This is a genomic window from Microbulbifer maximicatervae (SeqCode) (assembly GCF_052467225.1).
Map to the genome: position 1 here is coordinate 2832646 of NZ_CP174303.1, position 21866 is coordinate 2854511.

The following is a 21866-nucleotide window of genomic DNA, read 5'->3' on the forward strand; positions in this document are numbered from 1 at the left end:
TTAGATAAGTACATGAAAATAAAACAAATTTTTATTCTGGTGGTTCTATACATTGCTACCAGCGGCGTTGTATCAGCAGAGGATGGAAAGCTAGAGCAAATTTTGCTCATTAACGCCAATATAGTGGATGTTAATTCGCTTAAAGTTGATGAAAACCAGTCGATTCTTATCGAAGGAGATAAGATCAAGAGAATTTCTGCAACGAAAAATCTCTCCAAGGTAAGGGGGGCCAGTGTTGTCGATTTAAAAGGGAAGTTTGTAATCCCTGGCCTGATAGATGCGCATGTCCACCATGCGACAGATCCGGATAGCTGGGATAATTTGTCTATCACTACTGAGCGACTTCGATACCTGCTTCGTGGTGGTGTCACATCTGTGAGAGATATGGGCGGTGATGCACGAGCGTTGGCCTACTTAAAACGTCAAGCATAGATCGACTCCATCGCTTCGCCAGACATCTACTTTTCAGTCATTATTGGTGGAGAATCCTTCTTCTCGGACCCGAGAACCATTGCCTCAGCTAAAGGGCGTACTCCAGGCCACACAACATGGATGAGAGCGGTAGATCAAAATTCAGATATGGATTCAATAATGCTCCAGGCAATAGGCGCTGGTGCAACAGGCATCAAGGTATATGCTGATGTTGAGGCCGAGACGGTGCCATTACTCGCGAGTGCAGCCAAGAAACATGGTTTAAAAGTCTGGTCGCATGCTTATATAGGCCCCTCCAAACCATTGGATGTTGTCAATGCTGGTGTTGAGACTATTTCACATGCCTCAGATATGTCTGCTCAGCTAGTTGATAACTTCAAGGCGTGGCGTAGAAAAACTGCTGAATTCGATGATTCAACCTGGGAAAAAATGCTGCAAAAGGATAGCTATTTAGACCTTTTCGATGCAATGAAAAAGAACGGTACAATTTTAGATGCGACGCTTACAGTATTTGAAAGAAGGAATACCTTAAACGAAAAGTACAGGCAACTTGATCAGCTCAGTACACAAATGACACAATTTGCCTATCAAAACGGTATCACTATTGCTGCTGGCACGGATGCATTTAGTGACCTTGAAAATGACACTACACCGATGATTCATCATGAGCTTAAGCTGCTCGTAGATGAAATTGGTATGACACCTCTTGAGGCAATTCAAGCTGCAACTATAAATGCTGCGAAAGTGATAGGGATAGAAGGTTCTGTCGGTAGTATTGAAGAGGGAAAGAAAGCAAATATTGTTGTACTTTCAGAAAGTCCCGAAAAGAATATCGAAGATAGCCAGTCGATAGCTCATGTGGTTAAGAACGGTCGCTTTATTTTTATTGGCGACGATCCACAGTTGCCTTTCTCCTCTTCACGTGAAGTGAATGGAACCATTTGGTTATCTGGGCAGATCGGTAATCACCCTTCAACTTTAACCTTGGCAGGTGAAAGTCTGGAAGCTCAGATGCATCAAACAATGAAGAATATTGGCCAAGTTCTCGAAAGCAAAAACCTGGATTTTGACGATGTGGTTAAGTGTACTTTGATGCTCGCTGATATTGATGATTGGCCAGCGGCGAACGAAGTCTACCTCCAGTACTTCAACGGAAAGAAACCTGTGAGGAGTGCTTTTGCAGCGAGCGGCCTGGCACTTGATGCCAGAGCTGAGGTGGAGTGTATAGCTTCACGAAGCGCTGATTAATTCTGGAGTGGGGGACTTATGAACGATATAAATAGAAGAGCACTGATTAAATCTCTAGTATCAGGTGGTGTTGGTTCATACTTGGCTATTAACTCGGGTATATTAAATGCCTTTTCCGGGGTTAACGCAGGTAAAGCAACGTGGAATCCATACAGTTCATCGATTGTAATTGATGGCCTCAGCGGAGCATTCTCACTCAGGGAGCCAGTCTCTGAAGAAGTCCTGGGAATATTCAAGAACTCGGGGATTAGTGCCTTGAATATGACAGTCCCCTATCCAGGTGATGACTACACAGAGACTTTAAAGAAGGTTGAAAAAACTAAATCTATCATCGAACAGAATTCAAACTACTTGAGCTTAATTCATTCTGCATCAGATATCCTGAAAGCGAAGCAAGAGAGTAAGCTCGGTATCATAATGGGATTCCAATCAACTGAAATGTTTGATGAGTCACTTTCAGGCATTTCAGAATTCGCCAAAATGGGCGTCAAGATAATGCAGGTATCCTACAATGGGCCCTCTATCCTTGGCAGCGGCGGTCTCGTTAAGGAAGATTCAGGGATAACTTCCCTTGGCAAGAAAGCCATAGAGATCATGGAGGCGGAGAAGATTTTGATTGACCTCTCGCATTCTGGAAAGAAGACAGTGTCCAGTGCAATCAGTCAATCAAAAAGACCGATTGTGATCTCTCATACTGGCTGCAACGCAATTTATGATCACCCTAGAAATAATGACGATACCGAATTAAAAGCTGCAGCAGACACCGGTGGCTTGGTTGGAATCTATTTAATGCCATTTTTGGAGGGTGGGGAGCATGAAATAAAGGCCGATGTGGTGATAGAACATATACTGCATGCCTATAAAGTATGTGGTGAAGATCATATTGCCATAGGTAGTGACCAAGGCGTAGTACCGGTCAATGATGGCCCTGAGTATCGAGAAAGTATCCGTAAGGAAGTTGAGCGTCGTATTGCGGCTGGAATCTCCGCGCCCGGAGAAACACCAAATCGTCCACCGTTTATTCCTGAACTGAACTCCGAGATGCGGATGGAGCTTATTGCCTACAGGTTAAGCCAAAAAGGAATTCCTGATCGAGTGGTAGAAAAAATAATTGGTAAAAACTGGTTGCGTGTTTTTGCTTCGGTATGGAATTAAAGGAAAGTAAGATTAAATGGATAATTATCTAAGGCTTGATGGTGTTCTGATTCGATTGGTTGCTTGTGTTACGCTCCTCTTATCCCCTTTGCTTTTTGCTGAAGGGCTTAGTACATATTCCGAATTCCCAAAGAATTTAAAGACTGAAGTGATTCCTTTTCCGATCGAATTTGCTTCAGATATCACCTTGAATGGTGTTGAAGAGCTTGTGTTTCTGCCTGGTATGTATAAACAAGAAAAAGAGGATTTCTTTAGTTATGCTTTTTCATGGACTCACAAGCCAGAGAAGAACCAAGTTCTTGGGAAGGTCGAAATCCAGGATTTTATAGCCTCCTACTATAGGGGGTTGTACAAGGCCGTCACTCAAGGCAAAGAATATGAGCCGGCTATTACAATTGAATGGGATGATGGCAAGTATACTGGTCAGATAAAGTGGATTGAGCCATTTGTAACCAATAAAGAGCAGCCCCTTTACTTTAAAGGCAATCAAGTTAACTGTGAAAAAACTGATGAGCTTCGTTGGTACTTTATTGTTTCTCCACAAAATTCCTCTCACCCTGTATGGGCGGAACTCCAGTCGATAAAACCCAAAAACTGTTAGTGATAGAATCCAGTTGCTATCAACTCGGAAGCCTTACCATTCAACTTAAAATTATCACAAGTCCTAAATTGAACAGATTGCAGCAATGCTAGCTATGTCTTGAACTCAGTTGATCTCCCCAGTTAGTGTCGATTTTCACTTATAGAGTGTGTGCAGCTGTTTTCTAATACATTTGGAAGTAACTGTATGGCTGTGACATTTCTCATCATAGAAATAGTGTGCGCTCAAAGGTGCCACTATGATGATGAAAGAGGGGAGGAGATTTGGGTGGGATTCCCTCCATTGTGAATCTGCTCCCACCGCACTTTCAGTGCCTACTTTTTGTTCTCTTTTGATGCGCACATAGATCTTTCCACTATGGGCTGATAGAGATTACTTTTCACTCCCAGTATGTTACTTGATACATTTGTTCTATCTCTTGGGCTCTCGCCGTTTCGATGCTTTAGGCTCAATATATTTGTTTCCTGATGATATTCAAGTGGTGGGTGGGTATTCCTTGGCGCATTGTTTTTCCTCATGAGGAAGTTGGTACAAAGGCTATTTTCAAATCAGCTTTTAATATTTTTACCTGTGCTTTTTGTACAGATATCCTTAAAAAGTCTATTCAATAAAATCATCTTACTGGTGTGCGGTTTGAACATCGCTTAGCCTAACTCTTGAGGGGGCTCATTTTATTAATTACGGGCCCCCGCGATTCTCAAGATTAATAGGCTCTATGGTGGCAGGGCCCCAGTCATCTTTTCCTATCAAAATACACGAAGATCTTCTCCCGATGAATGGGGTGAGATTTGGGTATTGTAGATATCACGCTTTACATGGTTGCCGGTTACGTCCAGTAATGTAACCGAGACATTTGTACCGATTTTAATGCTCTCACCTTTAGGAAGCTCTAAGATCAGAATTTTTTAGTGCCAATACTTAAGGTTGTGGCTGGGCATTCCCTGCTTCAGAAGTTACAGGTAGAACGGAGTAAAGTGTGAATGGCATAGGCGCTAAGTTCCTATAGTTTGAGGAATCACTACAAGTGGTTGAATTCACAAAGCTTTTACAGTTTTGTGTTATTTTGCTTACTAGGCCACAACAATATTGCACGGTGCTTTAGTTTAAGATTTTCCAAAATTGGTTTTTAAATGATGATTTACTGGCGGACGCACCGGGTATTATGCTCCATAATAACGACCTAAAGAACCATCAATATCTATATTCAGGGAGGATCGTAGAAATTGAACATGATATCAGAAAGGATTTGGTCACTAAGAACGTTAGACTGGAACAGGGTTCGTCGAAAACGACTGATCAATGTTAAACGCAACAGTGTCTCTTCTAAAGGAAAGTTTAATTTAGGTACTAGCGTTAGAAAGGGACCAACCCCACAGCCATTTTTTCTTGGTTTCTATACAGAGAGCGAGATAATCCAATACTAAACAGATCCTTCCAAGACTTCCGTGTACAAAGTATCTCCTTGCTCGATGTTAATACAGGGAGTCGGTATACTCGGTTGCTAGCTTGGAATCTCATAGTAACTTTTAAATAAACACTCTCATTAGGGGAGCATTCATGAAGCTACCAACACTTATTTTCTCTTTGGCCCTGGTTTCTATCGTGAGCGGATGTGCGTCTAATCAGCATATCTACTCATCAGACGGTAAATGTCTTACCTGCTGGAATAATCCGGTTACTGGCGACCCCATCAATCACGATGGAAATACTCGCCAGCAACAAGCTGCACAGGAATCCCAGATGGAGCAGACAAGCACTACCGACAAAACTGCGGTGAATACATCTGCCAATAAGCCTACTAATCATAAAATCGCATTTACCGTGCCTGTGAATGTGGATGTGGTGTTCATGAAAATTAAAAGAGAATTTGAATACCAATCAACCAGTGAAATCCAGCAAGAATTTGGTAGCTTGGCAAGTACAAAGATGCAGAATTTTGAGTATCACTACGATATTATGCCATCTATGTATTACCACATGAGGGATACTCGTATGCATAACGGTGTGATTACAGTAATTGATTTTAGGGTCGAAAAGGTCGCTGATAAGGAAAGCTCTATAGAAATTACTTACTGGCCACAAGCCAAGTCAGTTAATGCCATTCATTTCGGGGAATCTCTGAAAGATCGTACACGAAAGGCATTAAATATCTAATGGAAGGAAAGGGACGCCAATCTGTTTTTATATTGTCTGAATGGCCTTTTTCCAGAGCGCTGCCGGAGAGTCTAATAGGCAAGATGAGAAGCAGGGTGAGAGTAGTGAGTACACCCCTGAGTAAATTATGAATCCTCTGATGGTCTATTTTCGTTCATTGGGTTATGGCGATTAAAGGGGGGAGGTAACTGATAGACGTTAGTCTAAGCAGATTGCATTAACGCTAGCAATGTATAAACTCAGCTGACCGTCCCAGTTAGAGTCGATTCTTGATTTATAGAAGAGCGGGGGACACATGTAAAGATAGCTTTAAAATAGCGACGTATCTATCTTGGAGTTGTTGTGTCCTTATGGGCGCGATTACTATGAGCAAAAGTTGGATGCTAGGATGGGAGATTCTCCTTCTATTAGGAATCTATTTTCAAAGCCCTCTATTTTTTAATTTTTTCTATTTTGAGATCCACGTAGATTTTTTCATTGTAGTGGCAAGGGAGTCCGGGCATGGAGACCTATCTTTACTTGAATTCCTTTCACTTCCAGTACTGTGATCGAGACACTCGCTCCAATTCTTAGGTGCTCGCTTGTTCGGCGCTTTAGGATCAACATGTATATATCAAGTCTTGGCTGGGTATTCCTTAGTGGGGAAGCTTGGTAAGTAATGTTTGGAGGCGGCATGGAGTGCGGCACAGAGGCGGTGGTCACGGAATAGAAAAGGGCGGGCGCTACAACCTGTAAAATTAACTCCGTTTTTTAAATGCGATTTTAACTAAGCTAGCCGAGGCCTATAGCTCTAGCTCTCTACACTATTTGTTGGATGCCCAACAAATTTTCTAAAAGATAATCTTAGATGCTGCTTGCTTTAATACATTTGCATTGAGGAATATAAATTTTTTTGGGTGCCTAGCATTTTTCCTATCTATCCCCTTTAGTCAATGGTCGAGGCGATTTATACTTCTATTTGGCATGTCCCCATTACTGTAAAAACAAGGAAGAAACATGAAAATAGGGAAAATTATAATTTTAATATTATTTACAGGGGGCAATGCTGCCTGCTCAATTACATCCAACCCTCCAATCACTATCGAGCGTGCAGAGCAATTTTCTAATTTAGTGGAGTTTGTTGAAAAGGAAATTGGCTCATATCAACTATTTGATGAGTGGAAATCTCAAGTAGAGTCGCCAGGTGTAATTAATTATCGGGCTTACTTTACATTCGTTAATACTAAATCAATTAGAAAACCAATTGATGATGTAGGTGGCTATTGTAGAGTAAAAGGTGGAAAGTTTTATTCCATTGGTTCCAATGAAATCCAAGTTTTGCGAGATAATGGAGTTAGGGCAGCAGTTACATCGGCCTCTTTCGCCAAGTCTTTAGGCGCCTCTGATGAAGTTGCTATGCGATCAGCAAGTATTGCTACTGAAAGACTTCATAAGTTTTATCGAAACTCAGGCTTAGCTGAAGATCAGCAAATAATCTCTGATTTGTCAAAGAGGGGTTATTTAGGTACTGCGGTATGTAAGCTAGAGGATAGAACGTGGTCAATATCGGTTGTACCTACCGCATACCACCCGAGAGATCCAACAAATCAGCTGACTTCAAGTCACCTGGATCTGAACATTTCAGTAACGGAAATCTGAGTTCAGTACCTGAGGAACCTATGAGCGGATTGTTTTGGGCGTAGCATCAATGTTGCTCCCGCAGGAGGTGCCAGCTCAGAGACCGGCAGCTGCATCTGAATGCTATCGGGCAAGGTCAAATCAACAGAAGCCTGAAAAGCCGCTATAGTCACCGGGATCAACTTGGGTCGTCGCTTGCTCTGCTTGTTGTGCCAATAAGTATAGGTTCTGGGTTTCAGATCGTGTTGTTGACAATATACTGTCTGGGAAAATCGCTGTTGTTCCTGGCACTGATATGCTCCTCCAAAATTCGGATTTTCTCTGGGGGTTCATTGAGAACTCCTGATTATTGAAAATCAGGAGAGTAGAGAAAAGTTGGCTGATTTTTAGATGAGGTTTCTTGATCGCTTACAAGATTTGGGGGCATGGATGCCTATCTTTTCTTGATTGCTTTCCATTTCCAGTACAGCAGCTAGGATATTTGTTCCAATTTATGAGCTTTCGTCGGTTCGGTGCTTTATGGCCAACCTATTTACTTCCCTTTGGAATTCAAGCCGTGGGTAGGTACGGCCCCTATTTTTTGCCTAATTTGGAGAGGGCAGGATTTTGACTGGACAAATACACCAGCCACAAGCATTTAATTAATCTATCTAGGTACTTTGATTGAGTTGCTTTTAAAGTTATAGTGAGGAGTGGTGTAAATAAGTTTTAGGTTAATCAATATATTTAAGGGAGGCGAACTATTAAGTTTCTAGATAGTGCAGTTATTTTAGCTTGTATTACAGCATTTCTTTACTCGGCTAGCACGGCGTTTACACACGGATTCTTTCAATTTTTAGATTTGGATGGAGAGATCCTGGACAGAAACTTTCATCAAATTCTATATCATGGAATGATTCTCAATATATGGACCATACTATATGTTCCGTTAGTGGCGGCAGGCTTGGTGACTTTTTATTCATTGTACAAAATTTGCCTTAGTGAATATGTAAATAAAGACACTGCAAGCGCAAGGAATATAGTTAATTTTAAAAAAAAGATCAAATTGCCGACCAAAAAGAATAGGCCTCTTGTTTTAAAATATGAAAGAAAATATAAAAATTCATGGTCCATCCTCATTGGGGTAGTTATTTTTATCATGGGGATGGCTCATTTTGAAAAGAAGGGTGTGCAAGAGGCAAGAAAAATTTTGCAAAATATCAAGACTGATAAAAACAGTAGAGTGATAGTGCAAATTAACGGCGCGAAAAAGGAGCTATTGTACCTTTATTGCGGTTCAAGAAACTGTGCCGCTTTTAATAAAAAAACAAATGAGATTGTCTACTTTCCACAAAGTGGGCATAGTTATGTCCGGCAAAAAGAAATTTAATAGATGAGCATGAACTGTCAATTGAGGCTGTGCTGCTTCAGTTGGCCCTTGGGTTTAGCAATCTGAAAATGGGATGGCTAGCCAATACAGGAGCAATAATTACAGGCATGAGCTAGCGGAATCGGTTCAAAATACCACTTAAGAATCAGTTTAAACTTCTATTGAGCAAGTACGAGCGCCTCCTTCCTTGGAGAATCTGCCCTTAATGTCTTCCATTGCTTGTTTTTTGTTAGTTATTGAGTTGTACATAGATCTCTTCACGGCGGATAGGGGGGGATACCTGTCTTTACTTAATTTCCCTTCACTTTTAGTGTTGTGATCGAAACACCCATTCCAATTATTAGGTTCTCGCCTGTTCGGCGCTTTAGGATCAACATGTTTTCTCCTACCGATACTCAAGATGTGGGTGGGTATTCTTTGGTGGGGAAGCTTGGTAAGTGATGCTTGGTGAAAGAGTAGAGTAGAGTGGAGCGCGGGGGCGGTGGGTGCAGAATAGGAAAAGGCGGGCGCTAGGCTCAAATGGTCATTCGCGTTATCATTACCCATCCATATCAGGCTTTCACTTATTAATGTCCATGATTGGTCGGACCGCAATGAACCGGGAAAATACTGCCTTCAGTGACGGCTAAAGGCGGATCTCAACAAGCAGATTTAAGGAGAAGAAATGCAACCGTCACATAAGGAAACGTTAGAACGGTATGATGTATTTCGAGCGCAAGCAAGAGATATAGCAAAAGAAAGCCTGCCCGGAAACTTGAAGGGCGTTCTAAATGTTGAAGGTATAGATCACAAAACCTTAAATGCTTTCCAGGCTTGGAAGGATACCGCTGAACGAAAGGTTTCATGGGATTGGGAGTTTTCCCGGAGCTATAAGATTTTCTATCCGAAGTCATTCGATATGTCAGTTTGGTTAGGGAATACTCTATGTTCAATGTCCCTTGGTCGCCCTACATTCAAGGGCACTGAAATGCGTTTAGATTTTATAGAGAGAGCCCCTAAGAATTGTCCATATGCCGGTGAAATGTTCAGTATTTCTCTATTGGCGTATGAAATTTATGGGGATCTAATTGGTGCAAAGAAAATTCGCATCATGGAGCCTATGAATGACAAGCTCATAAAGTACTATATGTCTCATGGTGGGTTTAAATTGGTTGGTTCAAAGAAAGGCAATCCACATTATCTGGTAAGAGACTTATGAACGATAAAGAAAGATACGAACAGGCAAAAAAGAAAGCCGAAGAGAGGGCAAAAGAGTTGTTCAAGCCACTTCCTGAAGATATTAAGGAAGAGCTTGAAAAAGATAGCACTTTGGGCTCACCGGATAACTTAATAGATCGTAGTGATGAAGAAGAATAGGTTAAAAAACGACCACAGTCTTCTGCGAACTAGTTATACTGCTTGTTCGATCGAATTTGTGTTGACTTTTACCTTTCTGTGGAGAGGTGAATTTTTGTAGTTGTAAAGAGGGCTATGTAAGTTCACTGCCCTATACCTCGAAGATAACTAGCTATTAATAGCGACTTTATTGAGGTGGAGCCTCCTTCCTTGGAGAACCTTTCCTCAACGCCTTCCGTTGCTTATTTTTCGTTCTCTCTCGATACGCACATAGATCTCTTCCCGATGGACGGGGAGCGATTTGGGGGCGCGGATGCCTATCTTTACTTGATTTCCCTTCACTTCCAATACTGTGATCGAGACATTCGTTCCAATTCTTAGGTTTTCGCCTGTTCGGCGCTTTAGGATCAACATGTTTGTTTCCTAGCGATACTCAAGCTGTGGGTGGGCATTCCCTGGAGGGAAGCTTGGTAAGTGATACTTGGTGGAAGAGTGGGGTGGGGCGCGGGGACGGTGGGCGCAGAATAGGAAAAGGCGGGCGCTAGGCTCCCAGAGCTTGGGGAGTCGCTCCAAGCTGCTGATTGTGCTCCACTTTATTGAAGACGAGCGGGTTTCTAGCGTAGTATGCATACAGCCATCTTGATAGTGTGTTTATCAATTTGGTTAGCTGGCCCCTGGTGTTGCAGCACCTTGGGTCAGCGCCTTTTCTCTATTGTTACTTCGCGGTACCGTTCTCCTGTTGAAGAGGTGGCTCTTTTTAGAAAATTCCTGGATCTATCTTTAGGGCAGGCCTTACAGAATTTGCCTACCCGCAGCTCAAAATTCTGATAGTTATCAGTCAATTCTACGCAGAATTGATGCTTAGAAAAACCTAATAAATTTCAATAAGATAATTTGGGCGCCTATATTTTTCTATGTGTTCGTATAAGAACTATCAAATTTCTATTGTGTCGCTAGTGTTTTGTGACTTTTTTCTTTAGTCAAAACTCTCGAAGATTTATACTTCACTTTGCTGAAAGTGCAGGATCGTCTTTGCACTTTTCCCGCCCGCATTGCACTTTACTACTAGCGCAAAGCGGAGAGGGCTAAGTAAAGCGAGAGCTTAAGAACACAAGGAGAGTTTTAATCAATGAAAGAAGATGAGAAGGAAGATCAATTTTTTGTTGATAAACGAGAGCTAGGGGAGCTATTTGACTCTAGCTTTGATCTGAATGTAAATCTGTTTAGAGGAAGAAATCCTAACAATAGTGATCCAATTCTGTATCCAATTTTGAAATCATTTCTTCTATCTAATGGCCGTGTTCGAAATGAAGACATCAAGACCTATAGAAAGGATGGAGAGTTATGGGTTGACTGTAAATCTGGTGGGATATCACTGTTTGATGCTAAGGGGCGTCCAGTTAAGTCCTGGGAATACTTCTTGCTTTCATTTGATAATACCAAAATCCCTAAGGGGTTGGTGATTACAAAGGATGATTGGCATAAGAGATTTAAGTGTTTTCATTACACGATTCGACCAAATTGGGATATGCCTGTAACCAAATTTTGTATGTTACTAGACAACCTAGCAGAATGTTTACAGAAGGTATGAATATGCTTGATATAGCCGATATTTTAAACTTGGTACGATTGAACGAGCTCGAGTTACAAAAAATATATAAAGAATTAGAGTCTGAGGACGAAGAAACACGAAATAATGCTGGTGAAATTGTAATTCAGACTGAAAATTTGGCAAAAAAACTTAAACAAATGTATGAGGGCAAGAATCCCGACTACTCTGTGTATCCAAAATATGAAGACTATATTGAAATAATTGGTAAAAGTTAACAAATTTAGATTTGTGTTAAAAAGAAGCCAAATTTTTATATTTCTTGTTTTGACATGTTCACGAAATAATTGAACGTGCGCTGCCTGATAAGAGCTTGCAACTGACTAGATGGGTGGGGGCGAGTGGAGCCTCCATCCATAGGTTTCGATCATTTGGGGTCAATATAGTTATTTCGTGATAACCTAAATAGCTAATTTGAAAGCAGCTTGTGAAAAATTGATGTTATTTGGCACTACACAAAGCCCTAAAGGGCCTAATTTAAGAAAGTCAGTACCGGTAAGATGTAATCTTTCTGGTACCAAGCTTACTTTTTTAAAGCCCTTAAGCAACGCCTCAAAAATTAGTGGTGAAGAGCCAAGTGCTGATTTGCCATTGGCTTTCAATGAGAATATCTACTCCTTAGATAGTTTTAATGAAATTCGCAACAATGCATGGGGCATACTGCTTGCAGAGGAGCGGTATAAATATCATGGCCCGCCGTTCATTAATCCTGATGTTGGAGGGATGGAATTTACTGCCTCACTTAGGAAGATAGGCAATGACTTAAATCTACTTAAAGCCAGTGACTATGAGCATTGGGTTGATAGTGATATTAAAGCCTATTACTCCCCAGGTACTGGGTCTGTTTTCCAGGAATGGCTCTATCTTTTCCCGCTGTTCTGGCAAACCTTCAAGCTACCTAATACGAATGGTGTTCAATGGGTTGCCTACGCTGTTCAAGATTTAAGCTGCCAGGAAGGTGATCTAATCAAATATTATGTTCGTGCTGCAATTTCATCTGAGCATGAATTGGTTTTCTCATTTAGAGCCACAACTGATGATTATGATTCTGGTGCTTTCGGATTATTCAAAGAAATTTCAAACTTTATATTGAATAGTGTTGAGATTGTATTAACTGATTCGATTGCAGAAGAAATTAAAGCATTGTCGAAATCTGGTCTTCGGAACTTCAGTGAAAAAATGCCCGTATTGCGATTTGATGATGCGCCAAAAAACAAGTTCAGTAATTATGAATTGTTAAATGATCCGTGTTTTTATTTTACTAAAATCAATAAGGTGGTTGACCGTAGACTCTGGTCGAAGTAGGAATTAGTCTCTCTGTCTAAGATGCTTTGTACTGCCAGCTATATTGGGTCAAGTTGTATTTGTTGTGGGCTTACCCAGTGAACCCCAAAACCTCTTTTGGGATAATGCTTGGATGAGGTTCCTTTCAGTTTTTGACTGCATTACCGGTCTACTTAGCCCCTAGAGCTGGCTCGATGTGATGTAACTATATTTTTGTTTACTTAATCGCATCACATTGAGCTACTTTAAGATATGGAGATTGGATTTCTCTTGTCCTTTACATACCCAGTACTGCTCTCTTAAATAATTGATATGAATCTCGGAGCTATACCCATCGTTCCCTAACCTAACTCCACCAATCTCTGCATCAACGGAAAATACAGCGCACACCGAATATTCCGCTCCCCCCGTGCATAAAAGAGCTTGCGGTAATTCTCCAACTGATTCCGATACTGCTCTAGCTGAGCCGCAGTAAACTCTTCCTGGCTTTCCTCACCACTGGGCTCAGCCGTTTTGTAATCGACAATCCAACGGGTGCCTTCGTTATCGATAAAGGTACGGTCCACAATAGAGCGCCGTAACTGTCGGCCGCCGCTGTGGAGTTCCAGTTCGCAGGCGGATTCCCTTAATGAGCCATCCAATAGCCAGCGGCCGGTGAGGCAGTTGAGGCTGTTGCGTACGGCGATCTCCACTTTCTCGGCGGCACGGTCCAGGCTGGTGGCGGATAGCCCCAATTGTTTCAGGCGCAGTTGCCATAGGGGGCGCTGGGCTTCCAGTTTGGTGGGTGTCCAGTCGTTAATATTGGTCTCGGCAATGGTGGCGAGGGTTTCGTGGGCTACGGTGCCGGCGTGTTTGAGCCAGCGCAGGGCTACCTGGCCCAGTTCGGGAATATTGTCTTCTTCCTCAGTTTTGGGTTGGTAGTCTGGCATGCGGTATTGGGCCAGCCATTCCTGCCGGGGCATAGCTTGGGGTTGCCATTGGTGGGGCAGGCGCAGCAGGTAGTCGTGATCTCTACGGGCTTCATCCTGGTTGAGCAGGGGTTCTTCCGCTTCCAGCCAGTGGCACCAGTCGCTTTCCTGGTGATGTAAAACACTGGGCCAGATGCCGGAGAGTAGAGCGGCGCTGCCGGGGGCTTTTAGGTGACCCTTTTTTTCATCCCGGTTGATGCAGGCCAAAAGATGCAGTGAGCGGATGGCGCGGGTGCAGCCTACATACAAAAGGCGGGTGCCTTCCAGACGTTCGCGTTCGCTGTTGTCGTGCTTCAGGTATTCAAAAACCGGGTCGCGGCCGCCGCGCGCATTTTTGGGAGCGAGCAGGAAGCGGCTTTCGCCTTCGCGGCTGAGCCATTCGCTCCAGCGCAGCAGTTGGTCGCTGCCGGGTTTGCCGCCTTGGTCCAGTCCTGGGATCAGTACGTGTTCGAACTCCAGCCCTTTGGATTTGTGAATGGTCATCACCTGCACTTTGGCATCCTGGGCGGGGCGGGCGTAGAGCTGTTCCAGGGCCAGGGTGAACTGTTGCCAGTCGGTAATGGCGCCGCCGGTATCGAAGGCTTCTAATAATTGCAGAAAATCCTGCACATTATTTAAGTCAGATTTTTGGGCTACGGTGGCGGGGCCGCCCAGTTCCAGCCAGAGGCCTTCAATCCAGGTGCGCAGGGGTTTGCGGCCGCGCTGTTGCCAGGCGTGCAGCAGTTTGGGGGCCGCTTGGGCCAGGCGTGTGCGCCCTTCATCGCTGAGCAGGGCGATATCGTCTACTTCCTGCAAGGCCATTAATAATGGGCGCGCGCTGGTATCGGTTACGGTGATATCCCCATTGCCCCAGTTGGCCAGGGTGTAAAGGTCTGGCAGTTGCAGTCCGCACCAGGGGGCGCGGAGTACGGCCAGCCAGCTGATTCGGTCGCTGGGGTCGAGCAGGGCGCGGGTGAGGCTGAGTAAATCCAACACCACCATTTTACTGGCGAGTGGCGCCAGCTCTGGAGCCTGGAAGGCAATATTGGCAGTACTTAGGGCCGGCAAAATCTTTTGTAGATGTTTTTTCTTGCGCACCAAAATGGCGATGCGGCTTTCCGGATCTTGCGCTTGTAATTGCTGCACCAGTTCAACCGCTTGGGTGGCTTCGCGGTTGCGGTCTTCGTCATCGATGCAGCCGTAAAAATTGACCGAGGGCTCGGCCCATTTGCTGCCTTTAAAAGCTTCGGATTGCAGATAGCGCACGGCGCCGCGCCCGATATTGTCTGCTTGCGGAAAGGCTCTCTGGAAAGTCTCGTTGACCCAGTTCACCACCGCACTTTCGGAGCGGAAATTTACTTGTAGGTCGAGGGCTTCCAGGGGTACTTCACCGATACCGCGTTCGCGCGCATCCAGGAAAATACCCACGTTGGCATTGCGGAAGCCGTAACAGGATTGCATGCCGTCGCCGACAATAAATAGGGTGCGGCCGTCTCCCTGCTGCCAGCCGGCAGTGAGTTTTTCCAGCAGTTGTAGCTGGGTGTGGGAGGTGTCCTGGAACTCGTCCACTAGAATATGCTGGGTTTGCAGGTCCAGTTTCAGGGCCAGGTCTGTGGGGTTATCGCTATCGCCCAGGGCGATCAGTGCGGCCTGGGCCACTTCGGTATAGTCGGTGGCGCCCAGCTGTTGGAAGACCAGCTTTAATTCTGCGACTAACTTGGGCAGTACCTGGGCGAGCCCTTGCAGCAGTTGCCATTGGCTCTGTTGCAGTCCGCTGGGGAGCTTGCCCACTTCCCGCAGGGCCGAGAGCAGCGGTTCGTTGCCGGACAGTTCTGCCAGCAGGTCTTTCATGCGCTGTTTGTATTCTTCGGCGATGGGGCGCTCGGGATCTTTTTTATCCGGCAGGCCAAAGCCGAGTTTTTTATTGATGCCGCCGCCTTTGCGCAGATCACCAGTGGTGGTGAGGAGCAGGCTGCCGAGGGCGAGCCAGGCGGGTAGGCCGCTGCTGTCTGTGCTGGGAAAATCGTCCAGTTCGGCGAAGAGGCACAGGCCGTGGCTGGGGTTTTCCTTTTGTAAGTTGCTGCCTGCATAACTGGCCAGCTCCAGCAGTTCCCCGGCGTAGCTGCCGAGGGCTGTGGTAAGGTCTTGCAGCTTTTCTGCTACCAGTTCGTCGATAACAAAATGAAAATAATCCTGGGCGCCGTCAAAGTTGACGCTCAATAGTGGGCCGAGCCATTGTTCGCGCTTGTCCAACAAAATACGCAGCAGTTTATTGAGCTGGCCCAGGTCGTTGTCCAGGTGGAGCAGCAGTTGCTGTAGGTCTGCGTCTGGGGTTTCGCCATCGAGGTGTTTGAGCAGGTTCACTACGGCCAGTTCGAAGGCAATTTGGGTGCGCTCCAGGGGTTCACCCGGTGCGCCCAGGCCGCTTTCGATCGGCAGTTGGCTGGCGAGGCTGCGGCAAAGACCGTCGATGGTTTGAATACGCAGGCGCTGGGGCGTTTGCAGCAGTTCCCATTCCAGTTCGCGATCCCGTTCCAGCAGGGCGTGGGCTAAATCCCAGGTGATGGCATCGTGGGGGTTGTCTGGCCGGGCTTGGTCGCGGGCGCTGTGCAGGGCGTCGATCAGGCGCTCGCGCATTTCACCGGCGGCTTTGCGAGTGAAGGTAATGGCCAGCACTTCTTCCGGTTGCTGGCAGGCGGCGAGCAACTTTAATACGCGCTGGGTGAGCAGGCCGGTTTTACCGGAGCCCGCCGGGGCGGACACGGCAAAACTACGACTGATATCCAGGGCTTGGCTACGGGCGTCGGCATCGATGGGGCGGCGCAGGGCGGGAGTGGTCACGACTTCGTTCATTCGGTTATTTGCTCCCTTTCCGGCCAGCGGTTTAGGGGCCAGAGTTCACTGTTGTTATCGGTGGGGCGATCAAAGGCGAGGGTGGCTACACCACTGCGATATTCGGTGGCGAGGGATTCCAGGCTGTAGCGCCAGTGCTCCACCAGATTGCTCCAGGTGCCGTAGGGGGATTCTTTTTCGGTATCGCCCACGGCTTTAATGCCGGTGATGGGGTGCTCCAGATCTCCACAGCCATTCCATTTGCAGTCGCCGTTGCGCACCTGGCCGAAGGCGATGGCGTGGGCGTCCGGTTGGAATAGGGCGTAGAGTGGCAGCTGGGGTTCGCGGATGCGCTGGGTAAGCCAGTCGCGAATACTGGGGACGCCGGTTTTGTAATCGATCACCAGTTGTTCGCCGCTGGCGAGTTGGTCCAATCGGTCCAGGCGCAGGTTAAAGTGCAGCCCGCCGATTTCCACGGCTTGTTCCCATTCGACTTTTTCTACGGAGAAGTTGGGCCTGTCCAGTTCCACGGACAGCCATTGTTGCAGCAGGCGCTCCAGGCGCTGCTTTTCCATGGCCCAAAATCCGATCGGCAGGTGATTGTATTTTTTGCGCACACTGCCGAGGGAGCGCTCCACTGCGCGTTCGATTTGCGCTTGGCGTTGCTCGTCGTCCATAGCTTGCAGTTGTGCGAGGGTGCCGCACTGTTGCCAGAATTCCGCCAGCACCTGATGCACCACATTACCGCGCTCGGCGGGGCCGAGGCCGATATCCGGTTGGGTAAAACTGCTGGCGCCGAGGCGGAAACGCAATTGCGCATTTAACGGGGACAGGGCCTGGGCCTTGAGCACCGAGGCGCCGCCGCGCACCCGTTCGCATTCGGCGGGGGTGAGCGGCGGTAGCTTTTTGTCTTCGATTTTTTCTAGCTGACACGCTTGCGCCAGTTGGCTGTAGTGATTGTGCAGGGCGCCTTCGGCAAAGTGTTGGGCTTGTTGCGGGCTTTCAAACAAGCTGCTCAGGCCTTGCTGCACACCGTCTTCTTCACAGGTGTAACTTACGACGATATCGCCGCTGGCATTCTGCAGGTCGGCAGTGAGTTCGCGGGCCAGTTCCAATTCTCTTTCGGCGCTGGCACGGGGCATCTTCCAGTGTTTTTGCCATTGAATTGGCAGCAGCGGATTGGGTGCCGGTGCCGGCGGCCATTGCTGCTGGCCAAAGCCGACCAGGCGCAGGTGATCGAAGGCGAGGCCGCCAGCTTCCAGTACCCCGAGAATTTGCAGGGGGCCATCGCGGGTTTCCGCTTGGAAGGGGGTGCGGCTGGCAATCTGACGCAGCAATTGCAGGGCCTGGGTGAGGGTAAGGTTGCCACCGCAGGCGCTGAGTGCGGCGAACTCTTCCAGGATGGATTCCCACTGCATCAGCTGCTGGTATTCCTGGCTGTCCGGGTTGCGGTTGCCGGGCCAATTTAATGCGATAAGTGTTTCGGAAAAACGCGCGGCCCAAATTTCTGCGGGGGCTCGCTGCCAGCGGCGGGCGCGCTCGGCCATTTGTTCCAACTGGCGGGGCAGTTGTGGCGATTCCAAGTGGAGCACTTCTGCGGTGCGCTCGGCCCAATAGCGCAGGGTTGCGCCGTCGATGCGGCGCAGTTCCAGTTTTTGTAGGCGGCGGAATAGGGCACTGCGCAGCCAGGTTTCACTGTCGTCGCCCCAGAAAGGGCTGAACAGGATATTTTGCAATTGGGGATAGTCCCATTCGTCTTGCAGTAGCGATAGCAATTGCAGGGCGGCGCTGCCGACCGGTGTCTGCGCCAGGGGCGTACCGGCAGAGAAGTTAAACGGCAGTGTGTAGCGCGGTTGCTGCGGGTCCAGGTATTGGGGTTCGAGCACGCGGGAAAATACCGCTTCCACCTGGGCGCGACATTGGCCGAGATTGTTCACGACTATGCCGACGCTGTGGCCGGGATTTTCGGCGAGCTTTTGTCCGGCCCAAAGAGCTGCTTGGTAGAGTTCTTCATCCAAATCGGCGCAGGCGGCTACGGATAGTTCGCTCTGCTGGGTGAGTCCCGGCCTTTCATTTACAGCTGCGGCACCTGCGTGAATCAGGGCATTGGCGAGGGGCGAAATCTGGGCAAAACCGGCGGTATCAATTTGCGGCAGGGGTTCCAGAATGCCTTCCTGGAATGCGCGCAGGATCAATTGGTCGCGTTGGTCTGGCGTGATGGCGCTGTGGGCCTGAAGCTCAGTGGCAAAGGCTTTGATCATGGCGCACAGCGGCAGCTCGTCGCTGCGCATAGAGAGTGCGAACTGCTCCAGTAGAGGAGTTAGCGCTTCATTTATTTGCAAGAGATCGGAGATCAGCTGCCATTGGAGCAGCTGCGCCAGGGCGCTATCGGCATCCCGGCACAACTGCTGGCTGTTGAGCAGTTGCCGGTCCAGGGATTCATCCAGGGCGCGCTGCCAGAGTAACTGCCGCTGTTCGCGATTCAATACCTGCTGCAAGGCGGGCTGCCAGTTGCGCTGTTGCAGCTGGAACCAGAGTTTGTCTAGCCAGCTGCGCAGGGATTCCACCGGCGGCGGCATCCAGCAGGCACCGGGCGACTGCTGCGCGGCAAACACCTGTTGGCAGCGGTTGCGCAAACGGTTGTTGGGGGTGAGCAGCAGTCCGCCGGGGGGCAGCTGCGCAAATATTTCGAGAGCGGGAAATGCCGGCTTCAGCATGAATTCGGGTACCGGTTAGGGCTTGTTATTCGGGGAACGGTCGCGGTTTGTGACGGAGCTGTCAACCTTGACGAGCAGTTGTCACTATTTTGATGATCCTAGGGGTTGGATTCGAGGGGTTCGGCAACTGGGGCGAACTCGCGGAAGGCCCGTTCTATATTGCCGGTTAAGTCCACAGTGCTGGTGATCAGGCGGCCAGTGTTTGGGGCATCCGGCAGCATCAGTTCAAGTTCTTCCAGCCACCAGCGCACGCGCCGGGCGATGGCTTCACCGGAATCCAGCCATTGGATTGAGCGAGGGGCGAACTGGTCCAGTTCTTCCCGCAGCAGGGGAAAGTGGGTGCAGGCCAATACGGCAATATCCACTTGGTCGCCGCCGGCGGTGTGGAATACGCGGTGTAATACCGGCTCCAAATCCTCTGCGGTGATAGCTTCGCCGCGCAGTTTGCTTTCCGCCAGATGCACCAACTCCGGTGCGGGCACATTAATTACCCGGTTGCCGTTGGCAAATTGCTCGATAAGCTCTCGGGTGTAGCGGCGGTTGACGGTGCCTTCAGTGGCAATCAGTGCAATAGTGCGGGAACGGCTGGCGGCAGCGGCGGGTTTCACAGCGGGTACAACGCCCACTACGGGTTTCTTCAGGGATTCGCGCAGCTGGGGCAAGGCCAGGGTGCTGGCGGTGTTACAGCCCACCACTAAAATATCGGCCCCGCAGTGTTCCATCATTGCTTGGGCCTGCTGGACGATCCGCGGGCGCAGTTCCTTTTCGCTTTTGTTGCCGTAGGGGTAAAAGCCGTTGTCCACACCCAGGTGCAAGGTCAGGCCCGGCATCAGGCGGCGGATCTCCCGCGCAATGCTGATGGCGCCCACGCCGGAATCAAAGATCAGGGCGCTGGGGGCAGGGCTATCTGGGTGGGCGCTGTGTTTGTGCATGCGTTCTCGAGTACCAACATCGAAACCAATCCTCCAAGAATACCTAAAACCCCGTAAAAATTCCCGCTGGGTCTTCTCGGGCGCAAACCTATCCCTTGATACTGAGGTTATCGGCCGGGCTGGCGCGGGGTACTTTCCAGAGGCAAGCTGGTAGAATGGCGCCTTCGCCTGGGCTATTTCCCGGGCAGGCCAGCGGGCAAGGCCCCTGGCAAAATTCTGATTTATCCATCTCTTTCCAGGTCTGGGAGTACCACTCTATGCCAGCGTTCCCGCTGCAATTGAATGCCGATCATGCGGTGATGGCGGCTGTTGCCATCTTGTTTCTGTTGGGCTTGGTGTTTTGGTTGGCGCGAGCCAGTAGCCGCCGCGCTTTATTGCAAAGCGAAGCCGCTTTGCAGGTGGCTCAGGCGCGTATCGATAGCAGCCGCGAGCGGGAATCCCAGCTTGGGGTTGAGGTGGAATCCCTGCGTACCGAGCTGGCGGACAAGCTGCAACAGCTCACGAGAAGCCAGGTGCTGGTAGAAAAAGGGGAGGCGGCCCTGGCGGAGCAGCGCAAGCTGATGGAGCAAATGCGTGTTGCCATGGGTGAGCAGTTCGAGAATCTGGCCAACCGGATTTTTGAAGAGAAGCAGCAGAGCTTCGTGCGCCGCAGTGAGGACAGTTTGCGCAAAAGTCTCGATCCGTTGGAGCGTCAGCTGGGGGATTTCCGTAAACGAGTGGAGCATGTCTACGATCGCGAAAATGCCGAGCGCAACAGTCTGCTTGGGCAGATTAAAGCGTTGCGCGAGCAAACCCAGCGCATCAGTGATGAGGCCCTGAACCTGACTTCGGCCCTGAAAGGAGATCGCAAGATCCAGGGTAACTGGGGTGAAGTAGTGCTGGAGCGTCTGCTGGAGGAGTCCGGCTTGCAGAAGGGTCGCGAGTACGAAACCCAGGTAACCCTGACGAGTGATGGCCGCAGGCGCCAGCCAGATGTGATTGTGCGCCTGCCGGAAAATAAAGACCTGATTATCGATTCCAAGGTCTCCCTGGTGGATTACGAGCGCTACAGCTCGGCGGAAACCGATGAGGAGCGCACCCAAGCCCTGAAACAGCATGTGAATTCCCTGCGCGCCCATATCACCGGCCTTAATAAGAAAGCCTACGAACAACTGGAGGGTGTGCGCACCCTGGATTTCGTCTTTATTTTCGTGCCCATTGAGGCTGCGTATATGTTGGCTATGCAAGCGGACCCGGACCTGTTCCGTTTCGCGTATGAGAAGCAAATTGTCCTGGTGAGCCCCACCAGCCTGATGGCGACCCTCCGCACCGTCGAGAATATCTGGCGCTATGAGAAACAAAACAAGAACGCGGAAAAAATCGCCGACGAAGCCGGCAAGCTGCATGATCAGTTTGCTATGGTGCTGGAGTCACTGGATGTTCTTGGTGACCGCCTGCGCCAAGCGGATGACGCCTACCAGCAGACCTACAAGCGACTGGCGACAGGGCGTGGTAATGCGGTGAAGCGTATTGATAGTCTGCGTAAGCTTGGTGCTAAAACCCGTAAACAAATATCCGCCCAGCTCCGTGACAGGGCTGACGATTCAGGACAAATGGCGCTTCCTCAGGAAGAGGGAGTTGCTGCGGAAGACTAA

General features: G+C 48.2%; 18 protein-coding genes and 2 pseudogenes. 13 read left to right on the forward strand and 7 right to left on the reverse strand.

Features of this window, described 5'->3' with window-relative positions; translation table 11 throughout:
- The first annotated feature begins 12 nt into the window (after positions 1–12).
- The 5 genes from ACJJIZ_RS12475 to ACJJIZ_RS12500 all read left to right on the forward strand — a co-directional run bounded on the left by ACJJIZ_RS12475 (position 13) and on the right by ACJJIZ_RS12500 (position 5590).
- Positions 13–432 carry an amidohydrolase family protein gene (locus ACJJIZ_RS12475; RefSeq protein ID WP_444913611.1) on the forward strand — a complete coding sequence of 140 codons (420 nt, stop codon included), beginning with the start codon at positions 13–15 and terminating at the stop codon, positions 430–432.
- Between the two features lie 159 nt (positions 433–591).
- The gene (locus ACJJIZ_RS12480) at positions 592–1680 is read left to right on the forward strand and encodes a Rid family hydrolase (RefSeq protein ID WP_444913612.1); all 1089 of its coding nucleotides are present in this window, start codon (positions 592–594) and stop codon (positions 1678–1680) included.
- An 18-nt stretch (positions 1681–1698) separates the two neighbouring features.
- Entirely contained in the window at positions 1699–2835 is a 1137-nt protein-coding gene (locus tag ACJJIZ_RS12485) for a dipeptidase (protein WP_444913613.1), read from the forward strand.
- Between the two features lie 16 nt (positions 2836–2851).
- Positions 2852–3436 (forward strand): hypothetical protein, encoded by a 585-nt coding sequence (locus ACJJIZ_RS12490; protein ID WP_444913614.1) that lies wholly within the window; start codon positions 2852–2854, stop codon positions 3434–3436.
- 1557 nt (positions 3437–4993) lie between these two features.
- Positions 4994–5590 (forward strand): hypothetical protein, encoded by a 597-nt coding sequence (locus ACJJIZ_RS12500; protein ID WP_444913615.1) that lies wholly within the window; start codon positions 4994–4996, stop codon positions 5588–5590.
- A gap of 474 nt (positions 5591–6064) precedes the next feature.
- Here ACJJIZ_RS12500 and ACJJIZ_RS12505 read toward each other — a convergent pair whose 3' ends face one another.
- The gene (locus ACJJIZ_RS12505) at positions 6065–6265 is read right to left on the reverse strand and encodes a carbon storage regulator (protein WP_444913616.1); all 201 of its coding nucleotides are present in this window, start codon (positions 6263–6265) and stop codon (positions 6065–6067) included.
- Between the two features lie 321 nt (positions 6266–6586).
- Here ACJJIZ_RS12505 and ACJJIZ_RS12510 point away from each other — a divergent pair, with 321 nt between their 5' ends.
- Positions 6587–7228: a hypothetical protein gene (locus tag ACJJIZ_RS12510; protein ID WP_444897098.1), complete on the forward strand. Its 642-nt coding sequence runs from the start codon at positions 6587–6589 to the stop codon at positions 7226–7228.
- 2 nt (positions 7229–7230) lie between these two features.
- On the opposite strand, the pseudogene tnpA reads toward ACJJIZ_RS12510, so the two are convergent.
- Positions 7231–7482: pseudogene (gene tnpA / locus ACJJIZ_RS12515) on the reverse strand (IS66 family insertion sequence element accessory protein TnpA); the annotation flags it as partial.
- Between the two features lie 656 nt (positions 7483–8138).
- Here tnpA and ACJJIZ_RS12520 point away from each other — a divergent pair.
- Positions 8139–8576, forward strand: coding sequence for a hypothetical protein (locus tag ACJJIZ_RS12520; protein ID WP_444913617.1), 438 nt, complete (start codon positions 8139–8141; stop codon positions 8574–8576).
- Positions 8577–8869: 293 nt separating this feature from the next.
- Here ACJJIZ_RS12520 and ACJJIZ_RS12525 read toward each other — a convergent pair.
- Positions 8870–8953, reverse strand: a pseudogene (locus ACJJIZ_RS12525) (carbon storage regulator); the annotation flags it as partial.
- Between the two features lie 287 nt (positions 8954–9240).
- Between ACJJIZ_RS12525 and ACJJIZ_RS12530 the strand changes: the two are divergent.
- Positions 9241–9774 (forward strand): hypothetical protein, encoded by a 534-nt coding sequence (locus ACJJIZ_RS12530; RefSeq protein ID WP_108733461.1) that lies wholly within the window; start codon positions 9241–9243, stop codon positions 9772–9774.
- Positions 9771–9932 carry a hypothetical protein gene (locus ACJJIZ_RS12535; protein WP_444913618.1) on the forward strand — a complete coding sequence of 54 codons (162 nt, stop codon included), beginning with the start codon at positions 9771–9773 and terminating at the stop codon, positions 9930–9932. The genes ACJJIZ_RS12530 and ACJJIZ_RS12535 overlap by 4 nt, the downstream gene beginning before the upstream one ends.
- A 204-nt stretch (positions 9933–10136) precedes the next feature.
- Here the strand turns inward: ACJJIZ_RS12535 and csrA are convergent, their stop codons facing one another.
- Positions 10137–10325: a carbon storage regulator CsrA gene (gene csrA, locus ACJJIZ_RS12540; RefSeq protein ID WP_282932586.1), complete on the reverse strand. Its 189-nt coding sequence runs from the start codon at positions 10323–10325 to the stop codon at positions 10137–10139.
- A gap of 715 nt (positions 10326–11040) precedes the next feature.
- On the opposite strand from csrA, the gene ACJJIZ_RS12545 reads away from it, so the two are divergent.
- From ACJJIZ_RS12545 to ACJJIZ_RS12555, 3 genes are all read left to right on the forward strand, one after another.
- A complete protein-coding gene (locus tag ACJJIZ_RS12545) occupies positions 11041–11502 on the forward strand; it encodes a Tse2 family ADP-ribosyltransferase toxin (protein ID WP_444913619.1) in 462 nt (153 codons plus the stop codon).
- Positions 11503–11504: 2 nt separating this feature from the next.
- Positions 11505–11738 carry a hypothetical protein gene (locus tag ACJJIZ_RS12550; RefSeq protein WP_444913620.1) on the forward strand — a complete coding sequence of 78 codons (234 nt, stop codon included), beginning with the start codon at positions 11505–11507 and terminating at the stop codon, positions 11736–11738.
- Between the two features lie 196 nt (positions 11739–11934).
- On the forward strand, positions 11935–12825 hold the full coding sequence (locus tag ACJJIZ_RS12555; protein WP_413665594.1) for a hypothetical protein: 891 nt from the start codon (positions 11935–11937) through the stop codon (positions 12823–12825).
- Between the two features lie 320 nt (positions 12826–13145).
- Here the strand turns inward: ACJJIZ_RS12555 and ACJJIZ_RS12560 are convergent, their stop codons facing one another.
- From ACJJIZ_RS12560 to murI, 3 genes are all read right to left on the reverse strand, one after another.
- Entirely contained in the window at positions 13146–16604 is a 3459-nt protein-coding gene (locus ACJJIZ_RS12560; RefSeq protein ID WP_444913621.1) for a UvrD-helicase domain-containing protein, read from the reverse strand.
- Positions 16601–19300 carry a PD-(D/E)XK nuclease family protein gene (locus tag ACJJIZ_RS12565; RefSeq protein WP_444913622.1) on the reverse strand — a complete coding sequence of 900 codons (2700 nt, stop codon included), beginning with the start codon at positions 19298–19300 and terminating at the stop codon, positions 16601–16603. The genes ACJJIZ_RS12560 and ACJJIZ_RS12565 overlap by 4 nt, the downstream gene beginning before the upstream one ends.
- A gap of 98 nt (positions 19301–19398) precedes the next feature.
- A complete protein-coding gene (gene murI / locus ACJJIZ_RS12570) occupies positions 19399–20232 on the reverse strand; it encodes a glutamate racemase (RefSeq protein ID WP_444913623.1) in 834 nt (277 codons plus the stop codon).
- Between the two features lie 155 nt (positions 20233–20387).
- On the opposite strand from murI, the gene ACJJIZ_RS12575 reads away from it, so the two are divergent.
- Positions 20388–21866, forward strand: a complete 1479-nt coding sequence (locus tag ACJJIZ_RS12575) for a DNA recombination protein RmuC (RefSeq protein ID WP_444913624.1) — start codon at positions 20388–20390, stop codon at positions 21864–21866.

Excerpts from the sequence above, each read along its gene's own strand:
- ACJJIZ_RS12475 (WP_444913611.1), top strand. The coding sequence starts at position 13 with ATGAAAATAAAACAAATTTTTATTCTGGTGGTTCTATACATTGCTACC.
- ACJJIZ_RS12545 (WP_444913619.1), top strand. The coding sequence starts at position 11,041 with ATGAAAGAAGATGAGAAGGAAGATCAATTTTTTGTTGATAAACGAGAG.
- murI (WP_444913623.1), bottom strand. The coding sequence starts at position 20,232 with ATGCACAAACACAGCGCCCACCCAGATAGCCCTGCCCCCAGCGCCCTG.
- ACJJIZ_RS12500 (WP_444913615.1), top strand. The coding sequence starts at position 4,994 with ATGAAGCTACCAACACTTATTTTCTCTTTGGCCCTGGTTTCTATCGTG.
- ACJJIZ_RS12550 (WP_444913620.1), top strand. The coding sequence starts at position 11,505 with ATGCTTGATATAGCCGATATTTTAAACTTGGTACGATTGAACGAGCTC.
- ACJJIZ_RS12505 (WP_444913616.1), bottom strand. The coding sequence starts at position 6,265 with ATGCCGCCTCCAAACATTACTTACCAAGCTTCCCCACTAAGGAATACC.
- ACJJIZ_RS12490 (WP_444913614.1), top strand. The coding sequence starts at position 2,852 with ATGGATAATTATCTAAGGCTTGATGGTGTTCTGATTCGATTGGTTGCT.
- ACJJIZ_RS12565 (WP_444913622.1), bottom strand. The coding sequence starts at position 19,300 with ATGCTGAAGCCGGCATTTCCCGCTCTCGAAATATTTGCGCAGCTGCCC.
- csrA (WP_282932586.1), bottom strand. The coding sequence starts at position 10,325 with ATGTTGATCCTAAAGCGCCGAACAGGCGAAAACCTAAGAATTGGAACG.
- ACJJIZ_RS12510 (WP_444897098.1), top strand. The coding sequence starts at position 6,587 with ATGAAAATAGGGAAAATTATAATTTTAATATTATTTACAGGGGGCAAT.
- ACJJIZ_RS12535 (WP_444913618.1), top strand. The coding sequence starts at position 9,771 with ATGAACGATAAAGAAAGATACGAACAGGCAAAAAAGAAAGCCGAAGAG.
- ACJJIZ_RS12575 (WP_444913624.1), top strand. The coding sequence starts at position 20,388 with ATGGCGCCTTCGCCTGGGCTATTTCCCGGGCAGGCCAGCGGGCAAGGC.
- ACJJIZ_RS12485 (WP_444913613.1), top strand. The coding sequence starts at position 1,699 with ATGAACGATATAAATAGAAGAGCACTGATTAAATCTCTAGTATCAGGT.
- ACJJIZ_RS12530 (WP_108733461.1), top strand. The coding sequence starts at position 9,241 with ATGCAACCGTCACATAAGGAAACGTTAGAACGGTATGATGTATTTCGA.
- ACJJIZ_RS12560 (WP_444913621.1), bottom strand. The coding sequence starts at position 16,604 with ATGAACGAAGTCGTGACCACTCCCGCCCTGCGCCGCCCCATCGATGCC.
- ACJJIZ_RS12480 (WP_444913612.1), top strand. The coding sequence starts at position 592 with ATGCTCCAGGCAATAGGCGCTGGTGCAACAGGCATCAAGGTATATGCT.